Below are 18369 nucleotides of genomic sequence, written 5' to 3'. Positions count from 1 at the left end.
AGTTGTCATGACCGAGGCCTACATAGTCGAAGCGGTACGCACCCCGGTGGGCCGGCGCCGAGGCGCCCTCGCGGCCGTCCACCCCGCCGACCTCGGCGCCCATGTCCTCACGGCGCTCATCGAGCGCAGCGGCATCGACCCCGCGGCCGTCGAGGACGTCGTCTTCGGCTGCCTGGACACCGTGGGCCCCCAGGCGGGCGACATCGCCCGCACCTCGTGGCTGGCGGCCGGCCTGCCCGAAGAAGTACCCGGCGTCACCGTCGACCGTCAGTGCGGCTCCTCCCAGCAGGCCCTCCACTTCGCGGCACAAGGCGTCCTCTCCGGCACCCAGGACCTGGTGGTGGCCGGCGGCACCCAGAACATGTCGATGATCCCCATCGCGTTCGCCTCCCGCCGGGCCGCCGAACCGCTCGGCCTGACCGACGGCCCCTTCCTCGGCAGCCAGGGGTGGCGCGCCCGCTACGGTGACGCGCCCGTCGACCAGTTCCACGGGGCGCAGCTCATCGCCGAGAAGTGGGGCATCTCGCGCCGCGCCATGGAGGAGTTCGCCCTGAGCTCGCACCTGCGGGCGATCCGCGCCGTCGACGAGGGCCGCTTCGCCCGCGAGACCGTGCCCTACGCCGACGTCACCACGGACGAGGGACCGCGCCGGGACACCACCCTGGAGAAGATGGCCGCCCTCAAGCCCGTCGTGGACGGCGGCACGATCACCGCGGCCTGCTCCTCGCAGGTCTCCGACGGCGCGGCCGCCCTGCTCATCGCATCCGAGCGAGCCGTCGCCGAGCACGGTCTGACCCCGCGCGCCCGCGTCCACCATCTCTCGGTGCGCGGCGAGGACCCGATCCGCATGCTGTCCGCGCCGATCCCCGCCACCGCCCACGCCCTGAAGAAGACCGGCCTGAAGATCGACGACATCGACCTGGTCGAGATCAACGAGGCCTTCGCGCCGGTCGTCCTCGCCTGGCTGAAGGAGACCGGCGCCGACCCGGCCCGCGTCAACGTCAACGGCGGCGCGGTCGCGCTGGGCCACCCCCTCGGCGCGACCGGCGCGAGGCTCATGACGACCCTGCTGCACGAACTGGAGCGCACCGCGGGCCGCTACGGCCTCCAGACGATGTGCGAGGGCGGCGGCCAGGCCAACGTGACCATCATCGAACGCCTGTGAGGCGGGGCGGCGGCCCTCGGCGGGAACGGGTGTAACACGGCCCACAGGGACACCCCGCACAGGGGCGTGCTATCGTGGTGGCTGTTGCAGTTTTGGTACCCATATACTTTATGTGCGCCTGACGGGAATGTTCCTCAGGCGCATTATTTGTTTCCGGGGTTTCTCCGGATGGGCTCAATGCGGCGACGAGGAATCCGTAAATCCGCGGATTTCCGGAACTGCCCCTGTCTTAGGAGAAATGACATGGCTACTGGCACCGTGAAGTGGTTCAACTCGGAAAAGGGCTTCGGCTTCATCGAGCAGGACGGCGGCGGCCCCGACGTCTTCGCCCACTACTCCAACATCGCCTCCAACGGCTTCCGTGAGCTCCTTGAGGGCCAGAAGGTCTCCTTCGAGGTCACCCAGGGCCAGAAGGGCCTGCAGGCGGAGAACATCGTTCCCGCCTAATCGCCGACGAGGCGTATTTTGCAGCCGCGGATTCCGTGGCTCGCGAATTTCGCAGCCGGGGCCCGCACCCTCAGGTGCGGGTCCCGGCTTGTGCTGTCTTGTCCCAGGAGGCAAAACCGTATGACGCGCACGACCAGCAAGCGCTTCGGCGCAGGTTCCGGTGCCGCCGCCGGCTCACGTTCCGGCTCCGCCGCCCGCCAGGGTTCCGGCCGCCCCGCCGCCAAGTCCGCCAAATCCGCCAAGGGCCGGAGCATGGCGGCGCCGCAGGGTGAATTCCAGCTGCCGGAGTCCCTGACCCCCGCGCTGCCTGCCGTCGAGGCCTTCGCCGACCTGGACATGCCCGCCGCGCTCCTCAAGACGCTCGACGCGCAGGGCGTGACCGAGCCGTTCCCGATCCAGGGCGCCACCCTGCCGAACTCGCTGGCCGGACGCGACATCCTCGGCCGCGGCCGTACCGGCTCCGGCAAGACCCTCGCCTTCGGCCTCGCGCTGCTCGCCCGCACCGCGGGCCGGCGCGCCGAGCCCACCGCGCCCCTCGCGCTCGTCCTGGTCCCCACCCGGGAACTCGCCCAGCAGGTCACCGACGCGCTCACGCCGTACGCGACCGCGGTCAACCTCCGTCTCACCACCGTCGTCGGCGGCCTCTCCCTCACCAAGCAGGCGAACGCGCTGCGCCGCGGCGCCGAGGTCGTCGTGGCCACGCCGGGCCGCCTCAAGGACCTCATAGAGCGGGGCGACTGCTCCCTGGAGAACGTGCGCGTCACCGTTCTCGACGAGGCCGACCAGATGGCCGACATGGGCTTCATGCCGCAGGTCACCGCGCTCCTCAAGCAGGTCGAACCGGACGGCCAGCGGATGCTGTTCTCGGCGACCCTGGACGCCAACATCGACCGCCTGGTCCGGATGTTCCTCACCGACCCGGTGGTGCACTCCGTCGACCCGTCGGCCGGCGCGGTCACCACGATGGAACACCACGTCCTGTACGTCATGGACGAGACCGACAAGAAGGCCGTCACCACGCGCATCGCGGCCCGCGACGGCCGCGTGATCATGTTCCTGGACACCAAGCGCTCCGTGGACCGGCTCGTCAAGCGGCTGCTCGCCAGCGGTGTCCGGGCGGCCGGCCTGCACGGCGGACGCTCCCAGCCGCAGCGCAACCGCACGCTCGACCAGTTCAAGAACGGCCAGGTCACCGCGCTGGTGGCGACCAACGTCGCGGCGCGCGGCATCCACGTCGACGACCTCGACCTCGTCGTCAACGTCGACCCGCCGACCGACCACAAGGACTACCTCCACCGCGGCGGGCGCACCGCGCGGGCGGGCGAGTCCGGCAGCGTCGTCACGCTCGTCCTGCCCGACGAGAAGCGCGAGATGACCAAGCTCATGTCGTTCGCCGGCATCCGGCCGCGCACGGCCGAGATCAAGTCGAGCTCCGAGGAGCTCGTCCAGGTCACCGGGGCGCGCGAGCCGTCCGGCGTGCCGGTGGTCATCGAGGTCCCGGCCCAGCCCGAGCCGAAGCGGGCCGCGGCGTCCGGGGGGCGCAGCCGGGGTCGTCGCGGGGGTTCCCGCGGGGCCGCCGCGCAGTCGTCTTCGCCCCGCCCCCAGACCGGCACGGCCTCCCGTACGCAGGGTGGAGCGGCGTCGTCCCGTACCCCCCAGGGTGGCGGGGCCTCCCGTACGCAGGGCGGCTCGTCCCGCACGCAGGGCGGAGCGGCATCGTCCCGTACGCAGGGTGGAGCGGCATCGTCCCGCACCTCCCAGGGTGGCGGGACCCCTCGTACGCAGGGTGGCTCATCCCGCACCTCCCAGGGTGGAGCGGCGCCTCGTACCCAGGGTGCGGTGGGCCGGGGGCAGGGTGGCCGAGGGCGTGGTCAGGGTGGCGCGGGTCGGGGCAGGGCCTGATTTCCCCCACCCCGCCCCTTCCCTGAACCCTCCGGGGGCGTGAAGTGGCTGAACCGGGTCCCTGGGGCTCCGCCCCAGACCCCGTTCGCGCCTGAAGGGCGCTCGTCCTCAATCGCCGGACAGGCTGCCCTTCTGCCCCGCACGAACACGACTGAGCCCTCCCACACGCCCCACCACGGACCCCGTCAGCGGCGCGGGGAACTGCGCGAGCACCGTGCACGGCCCGCAGGTGACAGCGGGGTGAGGGGCGCGGGGAACTGCGCGAATACCGTGCACGGTCCGCGGGTGACGGTGGACCGGGGTGCAGGGGCTCGAAGAGCCCGGCGTGGCCCAGCACCGGCCCGGTCAGGGGCGCGGGGAACTGCGCGAGCACCCCGCACGGTCTGCGGGTGAAGGCGGGACCGGGGTGCAGGGGCCTGAAGAGCCCCGCGCGGCCCAGCACCGACCCCGTAAGGGGCGCGGGGAACTGCGCGAGCAAGCCGCACGGTCCGCAGGCGACGGCGGACCGGGGTGCAGGGGCTCGAAGAGCCCGGCGCGGCCCAGCACCGACCCCGTAAGGGGCGCGGGGAACTGCGCGAGCACCCCGCACGGTCTGCGGGCGACGGCGGACCGGGGTGCAGGGGCCCGAAGAACCCGGCGTGGCCCAGCACCGGCCCGGTCAGGGGCGCGGGGAACTGCGCGAGCACCCCGCACGGTCTGCGGGTGAAGGCGGGACCGGGGTGCAGGGGCTCGAAGAGCCCGGCGTGGCCCAGCACCGACCCCCGCCAGGGTCGTGCGCACCCCGCATGGTCCGGGGGCGAGGACCAAGTCGGTGGCGCGGGCAGGCCGCGGAGGGGGCCGGGGCCGGCCCACTGCGGTGGCTTCAGGCCAGTAGCCTTGTGCGCAGCGCCGCCACGTCGCGCAGCGACAGACCGAGCCCCCGCGTCAGGTACCCGTACAAGCCTCCGTACCGGCCCGCCATGTGCCGCAGCGCCGCGTCCAGATACTCGGCCCGCACCTCCTGAAGAGGGATCAGCAGATCCGCATCCCGCATCACGCCCGACCGCTCAAGCCCCGCCCGAACCTCCGCATCCGCCCCCGCGCGAAACGCGTTGGACGCGAGATAGTCCCGCCGCGCGGCCACCTCGGGCACGCCGAGCGCGCGTAGAAGCACGTAACTCTCCCACCCCGTACGGTCCTTGCCCGACGTGCAGTGGAAGAGCAGCGGGCCCTCACCGGCCGCCAGATCCTTCAGCGTCGCCCCGAACCGCGCGCGGGCGTCCGCGTCCGAGACGAACGCCTGGTACTCGGCGCGCATCAGCGCCTGCGCCCTGCCGTGCCCCAGCATCGCGTCCTGCGTCGCCGGGTCCCTCGACCCGATCGCGGTCAGCGTCTGCGCGTACAGCCCGCTGTCGGTGACCGGGCGCGCGGTCGGGGCGAGCCCGGCGGGCAGCCGGTCGGGGCCGTCGTACTGGAGCTCGAGCGGCACCCGGAAGTCCACCACCTCGCGCAGGCCGAGCCGGGCCAGCGTCGAGACGTCCGTGTCCGTCGCCTTGTTCAGGGCGTCGGCGCGGAACACGAGGCCATACCGGACGTGCTTGCCGTCGTAGGTCCGGTAGCCGCCCAGGTCGCGGACGTTCACCGCGCCTTGCAGCACGATCTGGTGGATCGCAGAGGCGCCCTTGGGGTGTGTGTCCACGGCGGACGCCACCGGCGTGGACGCCGTCGCGCTCGCCGCGGGCAGCAGGCCCGTCGTCAGGGCCGACGCCAGGGCGACGACGGCCGCCGCAGCCCCGGCCCGTGTCATCCTGCGGATGGTGCGTTGCTCCATGGGAGCCAACTCCCTCATCAGCGAGCACAATTCACTTCGCCGTCGTCGGCAGGGTGGACAGCACGTGCGCGGCCTCGCCCATCACCCGGGTGATGAGTTCCTGGCAGCTCGGAAGGTCCTGGATCAGCCCGGCCACCTGCCCCGAGGCCATCACGCCGAGATCGGTGCGGCCCTCGACCATGGACGCCCGAAGCAGCATCGGCGTGTTGGCGGCCAGCAGGACCTGGCTCCACGTCAGGTCCTTGCCGCCGTGCTTCATGGCAAGGCCGTCCCTGACCAGCTGGGGCCAGCTCTGCCCCGAGATCTTCCGGAAGCCGGACGCGCGACGCACCGCCTGCGCCAGCGCCCTGACGCGCCCCGCCTGCTCAAGGGAGGCGACGAGTTCCGTGCGGAGCATGCGGTGGGGCAGACCGTCCACCGCCCTGGTCACCATCACGTCCCGCACCGTGGCTTCCAGATATTTCGCCTTCACCGCGTCGGGGACCGTCGAATCGGACGTGAGCAGGAACCGGGTCCCCATCGCGATGCCCGCCGCACCGTAGGCGAGCGCCGCGACCAGACCGCGGCCGTCGTGGAAGCCACCCGCCGCGATCACCGGGATGTCCACCGCGTCCACAACCTGCGGAAGCAGTACGGTCGTTGCCACTTCCCCGGTGTGCCCGCCGCCTTCGCCGCCCTGCACGATCACCGCGTCCGCGCCCCACGCCGCGACCTTCTCGGCATGGCGCCTGGCCCCGATGGACGGGATCACCACGACGCCCGCGTCCTTCAGCTCGGCGATCAGTTCGCGCGAGGGGGCGAGCGCGAAGGACGCCACGCCCACGCCCTCCTCGATGATGATCCGTACCCGCTCGCGGGCATCGGCGGCGTCTGCCCGCAGATTGACCCCGAAGGGCCGCCCCGTACGGGACTTGACCTCACGGATCGCCTGCCTCAGCTGGAGGGCCGTCATCGTCGCGGAGGCCAGGACGCCGAGCGCCCCGGCCTCGGCCGTCGCCGAGACAAGGCGGGGGCCCGCCACCCAGCCCATCCCGGTCTGCACGATCGGATGCCGGACGCCGACCAGCTTCGTCAGGGCCGTCTCGATACGGCAAGGACTCGCCGGAGAAGGTGCCGGAGCAGTCACGGGAGCGGGCGACGGCGGGGGCGTGGACGGAGTCCCCGGAGCGGGCGTGGGGGGAGTCACGGGGCGACCTCGCGGTCACGCGGCCCGTCCGGGTCGATGACCTCGCGGTCACGCAGCCCGTCCGGGTCGATGACCTCGCGGATCAGACGCAGCTCCTCGGCGCCGGGTTCACGGGTGAACCCCGCCTCGTCGCAGCCCTCCAGCTCGAACGCGGTCGCCTCCCGCACCCGGTCCACACCCACCCCGGGGTGCAGCGACACCAGCCGCATCGCGTGGTCCGGCGTCGCGAAGTCGAAGACGCCCAGGTCGCTCACGACCCGGGGGATGCGGTGGAAGCGGGTCGCGGAAGGGCCCGCGGCCGCCGCGCTGTCGTAACCGACCCCGCAGATCATGTCGACCTTCGGCACGAAGACCCGGGGCGAGTGCTTGGGCACCCAGTAACTCACCGGATTGTTCAGGGTGTTGACGGGTGCGCCGCGCACCCCGAGGAGCTGGCGGGTGGGCCGGGACCAGTCGCCGATGCAGGAGATGTTCTGGTTGCCGAAGCGGTCGATCTGGCTCGCGCCCATCATGACGTGCCGCCGGCCGCCGGTGACCATGGTCAGATGCCTGCGGTAGGGCAGCCAGCCCTCGGGTTCGCCGTCCGGTCCGACGAGCAGCGCCTCGCCGTCGGTGAGCAGCAGGTCGGGCGCGAACGTGCGCCGGGCGAGCCGGGCGCCGATCGAGGGGATCACGCCCATGGGGCTCGCGAGTACTTCCCCGTTGTCGCGCCAGGCCTCGGCGCAGGCGATCACGCAGTACTCGGCGCGGGTCACGCGCGTGGTGTCCGGCGTCACTTCTGCTCCTCGTGCCAGATCTGCACGGCCGACTGGTAGGACTTCTCGTCGGGCCCGGACAGGAAGCGTTCGGCGAACTCGGGCCAGGGCGCGGTCGCGTACAGCTTCTGGAAGGGCTCGTCCCGTCCGTAGTCGGGGGCGCAGGAGGTGAAGTGGGCGCCGTTCGGGCACTCCACGACGCCGGTGACCGCGTGCCGCGCGATCAGGAGGGACGGCGCCGCCGCCGCGCGGAAGCCGTCCACGATCCGTTCGCAGGAGACGTACGCGCTGTCGGCGGCCTCGCAGAACAGGTCGTCGAAGTACGGGTCGGGGCCCAGGTACTGGCCGTTGCCGAGCCGGTCCGCGCGGTTGAGGTGGACGAGCGCCGCGTCCATGCGCAGGGCGGGCATCGCGACGAACCGCTCGCCGTCCTCGTACGGCGAAGTGACCGTACGGAGCCCGGGGTTGACCCGCATCACGTCCGAGCCGAGGCCCGCGCGGACCGGCAGGAAGGGCAGCCGGTTCGCCGCGGCGTGCAGCCCCCACATGAACATCGCCTCGTCGATCTCCATCAGCTCGAAGGAGCGTGCCTGGCGGCCCGCGCGGAAGTGCGGCTCCAGGGGGATCGAGTCGAGCGTGGCGAAGGGCGCGACCAGCTTGCGTATTTTGCCCGCGGCGGCGAGCAGGCCGACGTCGGGGCCGCCGTACGAGATCACCGTGAGGTCGCCGACGGGGGAGCGCAGCAGGGCCCGTACCAGGGCCATGGGTTTGCGGCGTGAGCCCCAGCCGCCGATGCCGAGGGTCATGCCGCTGCGCAGCCGCGCGACGACGTCCTCGGGCGTCATGGTCTTGTCCTTCACCGGTCTGCCTCCTCGTGACGCCTCGTACCGAACGTGTCGCGTACGCGGTCGGCGACGCCGCTGAGGTTGGCCTCGAAGGTGAAACCCTGCTCGAAGCGGTAGCTGCGGCGTACGTCGACGGGGTCGATGCCGTTGATGGCGGCCTTGGCGAGCCGGATGAGGGTGGCGTCCTTGCGGGCGATCTCGCGGGCCAACTCCAGGGCCGCCGACATCAGTTCGGCGCGCGGGACGACGTTCCACACCGAGCCGTGGGCGTGCAGCTCGGCGGCGGTCACGGTGCGCGAGGTGAAGTAGAGGGCGCGCATGAGGTGCTGAGGGACGAGGCGGGCCAGGTGGGTCGCGGCGCCGAGCGCGCCGCGGTCCAGCTCGGGCAGGCCGAAGACGGCGTCCTCGCTCGCCACGATTGCGTCCGCGTTGCCGGCCAGGCCGACCCCGCCGCCCAGACAGAACCCGCCGACCGCCGCGACGACCGGCACCTCGCACTCGTACACCGCGGCGAACGCCTCGAAGCAGCCCCGGTTCGCGCCGATGAGGGCGCCGTGCCCGTGGTCGCGCTGCATCTCCTTGATGTCCACACCGGCGTTGAACCCGCGGCCCTCGGCGGCGAGCACCACGCAGCGGCTCCCGGGGTCGCGGCCGGCCGCCCGGACCGCGTCGGCCAGTTCGTACCAGCCCTGTACGGGAAGGGCGTTGACGGGCGGGAAGTCGATGGTGACGAGGCGGATGCCGTGGTCGGGGGTTGCGGTGGAGACACCCATGGGGGAATCAGCTACCTTTCCACCAAACGTTTGTTAGGTCAGGAAGGTAGCAGCGGATGGAGCTGACCGGGAAGGCAGTCGTCGTCACCGGTGGCACCCGGGGCGTGGGCGCGGGGATCGCGAAGGCGTTCCTGCGGGCGGGCGCGGACGTCGTCGTGTGCGCCCGCCGACCGCCCGGCACCGCCATCGCCTGCGCCGGCCGCACGGCGCGGTTCTGCCCGCTCGACCTGCGCGAACCCGCCGCCGTACAGGACTTCTTCGCCGAGGTCGCCGCGGCGTACGGGCGCCTGGACGTGCTGGTCAACAACGCGGGCGGAACGCCCCACCGGCTGCTGGACGAGGGCGAGGCGGAGCGCCACGCACGGGTCGTCGCGCTCAACCTGGTCGCCCCGCTCACGGCGTCCCTCGCGGCCCGCCCCTACTTGCGGGACGCGCGCGGCTCGATCCTGATGATCGGCAGCGTGAGCGGCACCCGGCCCTCGCCGGGCACGGCGGCGTACGGGGCCGCGAAGGCGGGCCTGGAGAACCTGGCCCGCTCCATGGCGGTGGAATGGGCACCCGAGATCCGCGTCAACACCCTGGTCCTCGGGATGGTGCGCACGGAACTGAGCGCGCTGCACTACGGCGACGCGGACGGTGTGGCGCGCGTGGGCAGGACCGTGCCCCTCGGCCGGCTCGCCGAACCCGAGGAGATCGGGGCGGCCGCCGTCTTCCTCGCCCGCCCCGACGCGTCCTACGTCAGCGGCGCGTCCCTGCTCGTCCACGGCGGCGGCGAACGCCCCGCGTTCCTGGCCGCGGCCACCGTCAACAAGCCCGAGAGGAACGGAAGATGAGCGGACTGTGCGAGGGCCGGGTCGTGATCGTGACCGGCGCGGGACGGGGCCTGGGGCGTGCCCACGCGCTGGCGTTCGCCGAGCAGGGCGCGCGGGTCGTGGTCAACGACGCGGGGGTCGGGCCCGACGGCGCGGGCGGCTCGGGCGGCCCCGCGCGGTCGGTGGTGGACGAGATCCGCGCGGCGGGCGGCGAAGCCGTCGCACACGGCGGCGACATCGCCACCACCCGGGGCGCGGCCTCGCTCGTCGCCACCGCCCTCGACGCGTTCGGCGCGCTGCACACCCTCGTCAACAACGCGGGGTTCCTGCGCGACCGGATGCTGGTCAACCTGGACGAGGACGACTGGGACGCCGTGACGCGGGTCCACCTCAAGGGCCACTTCCTGCCCCTGAAGCACGCCGCCGCGCACTGGCGCGCCGAGGCCCGGGCGGGGCGCCCCGCCCCGGCGAGGGTCGTCAACACCAGTTCCGGTGCAGGCCTGTTGGGCTCGGTCGGGCAGGGCAACTACAGCGCCGCGAAGGCGGGGATCGTCGGCCTGACACTGGTCGCGGCCGCCGAGCTGGGACGCTACGGAATCCAGGTCAACGCGATCGCCCCGGCCGCCCGCACCCGGATGACCGAGCGGACCTTCGCGGACACGATGGCGGCGCCCAGGGAGCCGGGCGCCTTCGACGCCATGGCCCCCGAGAACGTCTCACCCCTGGTGGTGTGGCTCGGCTCCGCCGCGAGCGAGGGGGTCACCGGCCGGGTCTTCGAGGCGGAGGCGGGCCGCATCACCGTGATGGAGGGCTGGCACCCGGGCCCGACGAGCGACAAGGGAGCCCGGTGGACCCCGCGCGAGGCCGGCGAGGCGGCCCGCGAACTCCTCGCGCGGTCACGGACACCGGGGGCGGTGTACGGCGCGCGGTAGCGCGGTGCCCGCGCCGGGGCGCGGTGTGCGGGCGGCGTGCGGGCGGCGCGCGGCTGTGTGCGGCGGCGACGGTTCCGGCAGGTTGTACATGGCTCCCGTGGGCGCACTTCCTCGCGCCCCCGGCGGGCCGGTGCCGGGTCGGCGTGGGCGTTTTCGGCCGCCGGGTTGACGGCGTCTTGACGTGGCATGACGCTTCCGTTGCCCGGTCGGCCACCTTGGTTAACAGGTAGAAAAATCAACGAGGTTGGCGTTGACGGCCGCCGCTCTACGCGCGTCATCATGGTGCTCATGACAATCCCCCCACGTTTCAAGGCCCTTGGCGCCACCGCCGCCGTGGCCCTCGCCCTCTTCGCCGGCCCGGTCGCCGGCACCGCGTCGGCCGCTCCCGTCGCCCCCACCGCCCCCACCACCCTCACCGCCGTCAAGGCGCCGTCCCTGAAGTCCGTCGGCAGCGTCTGTTCCTCCGCGCTGCCCTCCCAGGCACACGACACCCTGCGCCTCATCGACCAGGGCGGCCCGTTCCCGTACTCCCAGGACGGTGTCGTCTTCCAGAACCGCGAGGGCGTCCTGCCGAAGCAGAGCGGCGGCTACTACCACGAGTACACCGTGATCACGCCGGGCGCGCCGACCCGCGGCACCCGCCGCATCATCACCGGCGAGAAGTCCAGGGAGGACTATTACACCGCCGACCACTACGCCACGTTCCGCCTGGTCGACTTCGGCTGCTGAGCCCGCCGGCCCGGCCGCGCGGGGTGCCCGACGGGCGCACCGCGCGGCCGTGGCCCCGTTCAGGAGGCGGCGTCGTCGGTCCGGCGCTCGGCTCCGCCGCGCCGCAGCAGCCCATAGGCCCAGCGCTCGTTCAGGCCCGCCAGGAAGCCGATCGTGCCCCAGAAGAAGAACGCCTTGATCAGCGCCTCGTGATCGGCCAGGGACAGCGGCCCCGCACCGCACAGCCCGGCGGGGGTCGCGGGCGGGGCGAAGATCGTGAGCACGCCGCCGTTGATGAGCAGGAACAGCGAGGTGGCAAGGAACCAGCCCACCACCACCCGGTACCAGCCCTCCTGCCGCATGACCTGGGCCAGTTGGCGCGGGTCGGCGGGTATGTTCCGCAGCCCGCCGCGGCCCGGCGCGCGGTGCATCAGCTGGTAGGCGTTGCGCAGCCGGACGATCACGCTGAACACCGCGCCGAGGGCTCCGCCCGCGAAACACACCAGTGCGTGCAGCAGGCTCAGCTGTTCCGGACAGGCGAGCCTGCCGTGGAACAGGGCCGGCACCGCCTCGCCCACGGCGAACGCGAGGACCAGGACGACCGGGCTGAGCACCATCCCGAAGGCGAGCCCGGTGTTCAGGCCGCGCCCGCTGGCCAGCGCCGCGTCGGCGTCCAGGCGCCGTGCCGCGGCGTCGGCCTCGTCCTCAAGGCGCTCGGCGGCGGCGGTACGCGTCTCGGCGTGCTCGACCGACGCCATGCGCAGCCCACCGCGCACCGCCTGTTCCAGGGCCCGGCACACGTCCTCGCGGGTGCGCCGCTCGAAGGCGCGCTGCGCTGCCGCGTACAACTGCTCGATGCGGTCCAGCTGTTGGGGCTGCCAGCGCCACAGACGCTGGAGATCGGGCGCGTTCTCGGCGAGCCCGAGCGCGTCGCTCAGCGTTCTCGGCTCGGCCGCCGGCGCCCCGACCAGCCACTCCCCGATCCGCCGTACCCGGCGTGTTCCCTGTGCGCCCATGCCCGCCACCACCGCCCGCTCGCTCACCGGGGCAGTTCCACCGACACAAGCCCCCCTGCGCCGAACCCTAGTTGGCCGCCCGGCGGCGCGTCGCGGCGCACCGGCCCCCAGGGGGTGTCTGGTGGATCATGGCCGGGGGTGCGGCGCCTGGCACGGCACCTCGCGGCGTTGCCGAAACGCCCCGATAGCTCCGCTATCACGACGTTCCGGCGCCTTGCGATGCACCGCACCAGGCGCCGCACCCTGACCGACCCTGATCCACCAGACACCCCCTAGCCGCGTCGCCACCCCGCCACGCGTACGCGATCGACACCGCCCGCACCCGCCACGCGTACGCGATCGACACCGCCCGCACCCGGCGCGCGTACGCGATCGACACCGCCCGCTCCCGCCACGCGTACGCGATCGACACCGTCCGCTCCCGCCACGCGTACGCGATCGACGCCGTCCGCACCCGGCGCGCGCTCAGCTCCCCGCACCCCGTGGAGCGCTTACGTGTCGCACTCCAGGACCGTGCGGCACAGCCCGCAGCGGGCCCTGACCCGGCCGCGCACCGGCACCCGGACGCGCTGGCAGCAGGTCGGGCAGGCGAAGCAGACCCGCAAGCCCTCGGGGCCGGACTCGAAGGAGTACGCGGCGCCGGGGCCGCCCGCCGCGCCGCCGTGTTCCCGCGCGTGGCGGCGGTCCTTGGCGTAGCGCCGGCGCCCCGCCCAGCCGGCCGTGCTCAGCGGGGGATGCTGCCCGTCCCGGCGGGCCTGCGCGGCGCCCGCCGTGTACGCGGGGTACGCCTGCGGGCTGGTGAACCAGGGCGAGGGGTCCTCGTCGAACAGCTGGGCCCGCTTGGCCAGGACGTAGCCGAACTCCTCCGGCGTCAGATAGCCCAGCTTCTGGCTGGAGAGCTGGTCCTCGCGGAAGGCGTCGAGCAGCAGCCAGCCCGCGCCGAGGTAGGTGGTCGCGGTGCCGGTGAGGATTTCGTTGTCGCGGGTGCCGGGGAAGGCCAGGTCCAGGCGGTGCAGCAGTACATGGGTGATCTCGTGCGCGAGAGCCGCGCCGATGTCCCTGCGGTGGGTACGGAAGCGGTCGTTCAGCTCGATGAAGTACTCCGGCCCTGCGGCCAGTTCGACGCTCGCCGCGTGCCGCATCTCGCGGAAGCCGACGATCATCCGGGCGTCGGGCAGGCGCAGGTGCTGGACGAGCGCGCGGGCCACCCGCTGGGCTCCCAGGTGCAGGTCGTCGTGGTCGGCGAAGGCGACGTCGGCGGGGAGCACGCTGGTGGCGTACCGCTGGAGGCCGTCGAGGGACAGCCTCCGGTGCAGCGCAGTGATCGCCGAGCGCACCGTGGCGAGGTGCGGATAGCCGTGCGCGACCGGACTCGACGTGCTCACGCCGCCACCCCCGTTCCGAGCCCGCGACTCCTTCCACTGTACGGCTGCCGGGCGGCGGGGGAGCCGTGCGCGAACTGGCCGGAAAGTGGCCCTTGTGGGCGGTGCGGAGGCTCCTCATAATCCGGAGCGCGTATTGACGCGCCCATGACATTCCTGGACGACGGGTGCGGTCCCCCCGGTACGCATGACAGCCAACCCCCCCACGAGAGGCAGTCAGTTGAAGAAGATCACGCGAGCGCTGCGCAGATGCCTGACCGTCACGGCCGTCCTCGCCGCCGCACTCAGCATCCCCGCCACGGACGCCTTCGCCTCACCCGCCCCGCTCGGCCCAGTGGCCCCGTCGGCGTCGCCGCAGCCGGTCGTCGGCGGCACCCGGGCCGCGCAGGGCGAGTTCCCGTTCATGGTCCGGCTCTCCATGGGCTGCGGCGGCGCCCTGTACACCCAGCAGATCGTCCTGACCGCCGCCCACTGCGTCGACGGCAGCGGCACCAACACCTCCATCACCGCCACCGGCGGCGTCGTCGACCTGCAAAGCTCCAGTGCGATCAAGGTGAAGTCCACCAAGGTCCTCCAGGCCCCCGGCTACAACGGCAAGGGCAAGGACTGGGCGCTGATCAAACTCGCCAAGCCCATCAACCAGCCCACCCTCAAGATCGCCACCACCACCGCCTACAACAGCGGCACCTTCACCATCGCCGGCTGGGGCGCCCGCAGCGAGGGCGGCGGCCAGCAGCGCTACCTCTACAAGGCGACCGTCCCCTTCGTCTCCGACGCCCAGTGCCAGCAGGCGTACGGCAGCGACCTCGTCCCGAGCGACGAGATCTGCGCCGGCTACGTCGACCAGGGCGGCGTCGACACCTGCCAGGGCGACTCCGGCGGCCCCATGTTCCGCAAGGACGACACGGGCGCCTGGATCCAGGTCGGCATCGTCAGCTGGGGCAACGGCTGCGCCGAGCCCGGCTACCCCGGCGTCTACTCCGAGGTCTCGACCTTCGCCTCCGCGATAGCCCAGGCCGCCTCGACGCTGTAGGGCGGCCACGCCGACGCCAAAAACCCTGCCCCGCCCGAGGGGCAGGGCCACCTGCTCCCCGGGCCGCGGCTCGCCCCGCTCACCGCGCGGGCCGCGGCTGAGGCGCGATGAGGCCGCGGCAACCCCGCCCCGCGCCCTCGACCGGAACCCGTTAGTCCAACACGTCCCACCCCTTTGTCCATGGGCGCACCCGCACCCCCGCGCACATCGTGGCCCGCAGCGAAAGCCGCCACGAGAAGGAGCGCGCGTGAACCCCGAACAGCACGGGCCGAACCGGAGGACGGTCGTCGCGGCCACCGCACTCGCCGGAGCCACGGCCGCCCTCGGCATCCCCTCACCCGCACGCGCCGCCGGGCCACCGGCGGGGGAGACGGTGCTGCGCTCGGCCGCACTCGACGTCCGTGTCGCCGACGCGTTCCCGCGCATCGTGTCGTACACCGACCGCGCCACCGGCGCCGTCCTGCACGGCCAGGAGGACACGGTGAGCGACGTCCTCATCGACGGCGCCCCCCACACCCCGAAGGTGACCTCGCGGCCCGCCGGCGACCGCATCACCTACACGCTCGCCTTCGACGGCGCCACCACCATCCACGTGGAGATCCGCGTGAGCGGCCACCGCGTCGACTGGCGCGTCACCCGCATCGACGACACCCCGGCCCTGCGCGTCGGCACCCTCCAGATCCCCACGCTCGCCCTGCTGTCCGTACGCAGCGACCAACCAGGAGCCCAACTCCTCGCAGCCCAGCTCCAGTTGGACAAGGCCAAGAGCGGCGACACCCTCGTCACGCCGACCACCACCACCCCGCCCGACGCCCAACCCATCGGCTGCGCCTACGCCGTCCTCGCCCACCACACCCTGGGCGGCGCCGTCGAAACCAACACCGGCTACGACAAGCCCGCCGACACCCCCGGAGCCACCTGGGAGAACGGCCGGCTGTGGCGCCAGACCCTGCGCGGGGACGGCTACGTCAAGACGCAGCTCGTGCCCGGCCAGTGGACCCACCGCGCCGCGACCTCACCCACCGCCGCCACCGAGCCACTGCCGTACGCCACCGTCGTCATCACCGGCGACCGCAACAAGGACGGCGTCGTCGACTGGCAGGACGCCGCCATCGCGTTCCGCGACATCATGGTCACCCCCCTCGGCGCCGACACCCAGCACCTGCGGGTCGTCCCGCACATCCCCTTCAACTTCGCCTCCCGGGCCACCAACCCGTTCCTCGCCACCCTCGACAACGTCAAACGGATCTCACTGGCCACCGACGGGCTGCGCCAGTACACCCTGCTCAAGGGCTACCAGTCGGAAGGCCACGACTCCGCCCACCCCGACTACGCGGGCAACTACAACGAGCGGGCGGGCGGCCTCGCCGACCTCAACTCCCTGGTACGCGAAGGAAAGAAGTGGAACAGCGACTTCGCCGTCCACGTCAACGCCACCGAGTCCTACCCGGTCGCCCACGCCTTCAGTGAAACCCTCGTCGACAAGAACAACCCGCAGTGGGACTGGCTCGACCAGTCCTACCGCATCGACCAGCGCCGCGACCTGGTCTCCGGCGACATCGTCCGCCGCTTCGCCGCCCTGCGCCACGACACCGACCCCGCGCTGAACGCCGTCTACCTCGACGTGTTCCGCGAATCCGGCTGGACCTCCGACCGCCTCCAGCGCGCCCTGCGCGACCAGGGCTGGCTGGTGGCCTCCGAATGGGGCCACGGCCTGGAACGCTCCTCGCTGTGGTCGCACTGGGCCAACGAGACGGACTACGGACCCGACACCTCCCGCGGCATCAACTCCCAGCTCATCCGCTTCATCCGGCACCACCAGAAAGACGTCTTCGCCAACAAGTGGCCCACCCTGCTCGGCCACGCCCACATGGGCAACTTCGAGGGCTGGACCGGCAAGACCGACTGGACGACGTTCTACGACCTGATCTGGACCGAGTCGCTGCCCGCGAAATACCTCCAGGCCCACCCCATCGAGCGCTGGACCGACCACGAGATCACCCTCGCGGGCCCCGACCGCACGTCCGTCTCCGACGCCACGGGCACCCGCCGCATCACCACCGACGGCCGCCTCGTCTACGACGCCGGCACCTACCTCCTGCCGTGGGAGCCCCGCAACGCCACCGACCCGGCGAAGCTGTACCACTACAACCCCGGTGGCGGCACCACGAGTTGGCGTCTGCCGCGCGGCTGGTCCGGCCTGCGTACGGTCGTCCTGCACCGCCTCACCGACCAGGGCCGGGTGCACGTCGCCGACCTCCCCGTCCGCGCGGGCAGCGTGACGATCCCCGACGCGGTCGCCGGGCAGCCCTATGTCGTCCACCGCACCCGGGTCCGCGCCCAAGCAGACCCGGTCTGGGGCCAGTTCACGCCGGTACGCGACCCCGGGTTCAACTCCGGCACGCTGGACGGCCGGCAGGTCACCGGCACCGCGAAGGTCTCCCTCAGCCCGCTCGGCGACTACGAACTCGTCCTGCCCGCCGGCGCGGCCGCCACCGTCGCCCAGCGCCTCGCCCGCCTCGCACCCGGCACGTACCACGCCTCCGTGCAGGTCGAGGTCGGCGAGAAGGCGGGTCAGCGGCGCCGGGCCGCCCTCGACATCCGTACCGCCGACGGTGTCACCGCCACCAACTGGACGGACACCTCCACCGCAGGCAATTACGTCGCGGCCGACCGCAAGCACGGCACCCGCTTCCAGCGCATGTCGACCCCCTTCACCGTCCCGGCGGGCGGCGGCCCCGTCACCCTCACCCTGCGCGCCGACGCGGGCGACGCCCGGATCCGCTTCGACAACGTACGCGTCGTACAGGCGAGGCCCACCGCGAAGCCGGGGGCGCTCGCGTTCGAGGACTTCCAGAACGTGCCGTCCGGCTGGGGCGTCTTCGTCAAGGGCGACGCGGGCGGCTCCACCGACCCCCGCACCCACATCGCCCAGCGGCACGCCCCGTTCACCGGGCGGGGCTGGAACGGCAAGGCGATCGACGACATCGTCGACGGCACCCAGTCGCTGAAGTCACGCGGCGAGAACGACGGCGTGGTCTACCGCACGGTCGACCACACCGTCCGCTTCCTGCCCGGGCGCCGCTACCGGGTCACCTTCCGGTACGAGAACGAGAAGGCCGGCCAGTACGCCTGGATCACCGCGGTCGACGACCCCACCCCGCGCGAACTGGCCCGCGTCACCCTGCCCATCGCGACACAACCGGCGCTCTTCACCCACGAGTTCACCGCGCCGACGGCGGGCACGACGTGGGTCGGCCTGCGCAAGGTGGGAGACGACGGATCGGCGGAGTTCACCCTGGACACCTTCGAAACACGCGAGCTGTAACAACCCCAGCGCCCCGGTACCACCCGGCGCCGAGCGCCTGGGCGCGCGGTGCCGCCCGGCGCCGAGTGGCTGGGGGCGCGGGGAACTGCGCGAGCAACCCCGCACGGCCCGCACCCGAAGGCGGGTGAAGGGGCGCGGGGAACGGCGCGCCCAGCCCGGCACGGCCCGCACCCGAAGGCGGGGTTGGGGGCGCGGTGCCGCCCGGCGCCGAGTGGCTGGGGGCGCGGGGAACTGCGCGAGCAACCCCGCACGGCCCGCACCCGAAGGCGGGTGAG

15 protein-coding genes are annotated in these 18369 nt (G+C 72.8%); 8 read left to right on the top strand and 7 right to left on the bottom strand.

Annotated features, from left to right (window positions below; translation table 11 throughout):
- The first annotated feature begins 7 nt into the window (after positions 1–7).
- The 3 genes from ACGFW5_RS14675 to ACGFW5_RS14665 all read left to right on the top strand — a co-directional run bounded on the left by ACGFW5_RS14675 (position 8) and on the right by ACGFW5_RS14665 (position 3514).
- Complete coding sequence (locus ACGFW5_RS14675; RefSeq protein WP_393834570.1) at positions 8–1165, top strand: acetyl-CoA C-acetyltransferase; 1158 nt, start codon at positions 8–10, stop codon at positions 1163–1165.
- Between the two features lie 243 nt (positions 1166–1408).
- Positions 1409–1612, top strand: a complete 204-nt coding sequence (locus ACGFW5_RS14670) for a cold-shock protein (RefSeq protein WP_328313482.1) — start codon at positions 1409–1411, stop codon at positions 1610–1612.
- A 120-nt stretch (positions 1613–1732) separates the two neighbouring features.
- Complete coding sequence (locus ACGFW5_RS14665) at positions 1733–3514, top strand: DEAD/DEAH box helicase (RefSeq protein WP_393834569.1); 1782 nt, start codon at positions 1733–1735, stop codon at positions 3512–3514.
- Positions 3515–4376: 862 nt separating this feature from the next.
- On the opposite strand, the gene ACGFW5_RS14660 is transcribed toward ACGFW5_RS14665, so the two are convergent.
- From ACGFW5_RS14660 to ACGFW5_RS14640, 5 genes are all read right to left on the bottom strand, one after another.
- Positions 4377–5324 carry a tyrosine-protein phosphatase gene (locus ACGFW5_RS14660; RefSeq protein WP_393834568.1) on the bottom strand — a complete coding sequence of 316 codons (948 nt, stop codon included), beginning with the start codon at positions 5322–5324 and terminating at the stop codon, positions 4377–4379.
- A 31-nt stretch (positions 5325–5355) separates the two neighbouring features.
- On the bottom strand, positions 5356–6411 hold the full coding sequence (locus ACGFW5_RS14655) for an NAD(P)H-dependent flavin oxidoreductase (RefSeq protein WP_393834666.1): 1056 nt from the start codon (positions 6409–6411) through the stop codon (positions 5356–5358).
- Between the two features lie 95 nt (positions 6412–6506).
- On the bottom strand, positions 6507–7286 hold the full coding sequence (locus tag ACGFW5_RS14650; RefSeq protein ID WP_393834567.1) for a CoA-transferase subunit beta: 780 nt from the start codon (positions 7284–7286) through the stop codon (positions 6507–6509).
- Positions 7283–8125, bottom strand: a complete 843-nt coding sequence (locus tag ACGFW5_RS14645; protein WP_393834566.1) for a CoA transferase subunit A — start codon at positions 8123–8125, stop codon at positions 7283–7285. The genes ACGFW5_RS14650 and ACGFW5_RS14645 overlap by 4 nt, the downstream gene beginning before the upstream one ends.
- A complete protein-coding gene (locus ACGFW5_RS14640) occupies positions 8122–8883 on the bottom strand; it encodes an enoyl-CoA hydratase family protein (RefSeq protein ID WP_393834565.1) in 762 nt (253 codons plus the stop codon). The genes ACGFW5_RS14645 and ACGFW5_RS14640 overlap by 4 nt, the downstream gene beginning before the upstream one ends.
- A gap of 56 nt (positions 8884–8939) precedes the next feature.
- Here ACGFW5_RS14640 and ACGFW5_RS14635 point away from each other — a divergent pair, with 56 nt between their 5' ends.
- From ACGFW5_RS14635 to ACGFW5_RS14625, 3 genes are all read left to right on the top strand, one after another.
- Positions 8940–9716 (top strand): SDR family oxidoreductase, encoded by a 777-nt coding sequence (locus tag ACGFW5_RS14635; protein WP_393834564.1) that lies wholly within the window; start codon positions 8940–8942, stop codon positions 9714–9716.
- Positions 9713–10627, top strand: a complete 915-nt coding sequence (locus tag ACGFW5_RS14630) for an SDR family oxidoreductase (protein ID WP_393834563.1) — start codon at positions 9713–9715, stop codon at positions 10625–10627. Before ACGFW5_RS14635 ends, ACGFW5_RS14630 begins: the two co-directional genes overlap by 4 nt.
- A 288-nt stretch (positions 10628–10915) precedes the next feature.
- On the top strand, positions 10916–11356 hold the full coding sequence (locus tag ACGFW5_RS14625; RefSeq protein WP_393834562.1) for a ribonuclease domain-containing protein: 441 nt from the start codon (positions 10916–10918) through the stop codon (positions 11354–11356).
- A gap of 59 nt (positions 11357–11415) precedes the next feature.
- Here ACGFW5_RS14625 and ACGFW5_RS14620 read toward each other — a convergent pair whose 3' ends face one another.
- Together ACGFW5_RS14620 and ACGFW5_RS14615 are read right to left on the bottom strand one after the other, a co-directional pair.
- Positions 11416–12378 (bottom strand): hypothetical protein, encoded by a 963-nt coding sequence (locus ACGFW5_RS14620; protein WP_393834561.1) that lies wholly within the window; start codon positions 12376–12378, stop codon positions 11416–11418.
- Between the two features lie 464 nt (positions 12379–12842).
- Positions 12843–13736, bottom strand: a complete 894-nt coding sequence (locus tag ACGFW5_RS14615; RefSeq protein WP_393834560.1) for a hypothetical protein — start codon at positions 13734–13736, stop codon at positions 12843–12845.
- A gap of 217 nt (positions 13737–13953) precedes the next feature.
- Between ACGFW5_RS14615 and ACGFW5_RS14610 the strand changes: the two genes are divergently transcribed.
- Both ACGFW5_RS14610 and ACGFW5_RS14605 read left to right on the top strand, forming a co-directional pair.
- Positions 13954–14766 carry a S1 family peptidase gene (locus ACGFW5_RS14610; RefSeq protein WP_393834665.1) on the top strand — a complete coding sequence of 271 codons (813 nt, stop codon included), beginning with the start codon at positions 13954–13956 and terminating at the stop codon, positions 14764–14766.
- 247 nt (positions 14767–15013) lie between these two features.
- Positions 15014–18094, top strand: a complete 3081-nt coding sequence (locus ACGFW5_RS14605; protein WP_393834559.1) for an endo-alpha-N-acetylgalactosaminidase family protein — start codon at positions 15014–15016, stop codon at positions 18092–18094.
- The last annotated feature ends 275 nt before the right edge of the window (positions 18095–18369 follow it).

Source organism: Streptomyces sp. NPDC048416 (assembly GCF_043200435.1).
Taxonomy (GTDB): Bacteria; Actinomycetota; Actinomycetes; order Streptomycetales; family Streptomycetaceae; genus Streptomyces.
The sequence above is the reverse complement of the archived record's forward strand: the minus strand, read 5'-3'. Positions and strand labels throughout refer to the sequence as shown.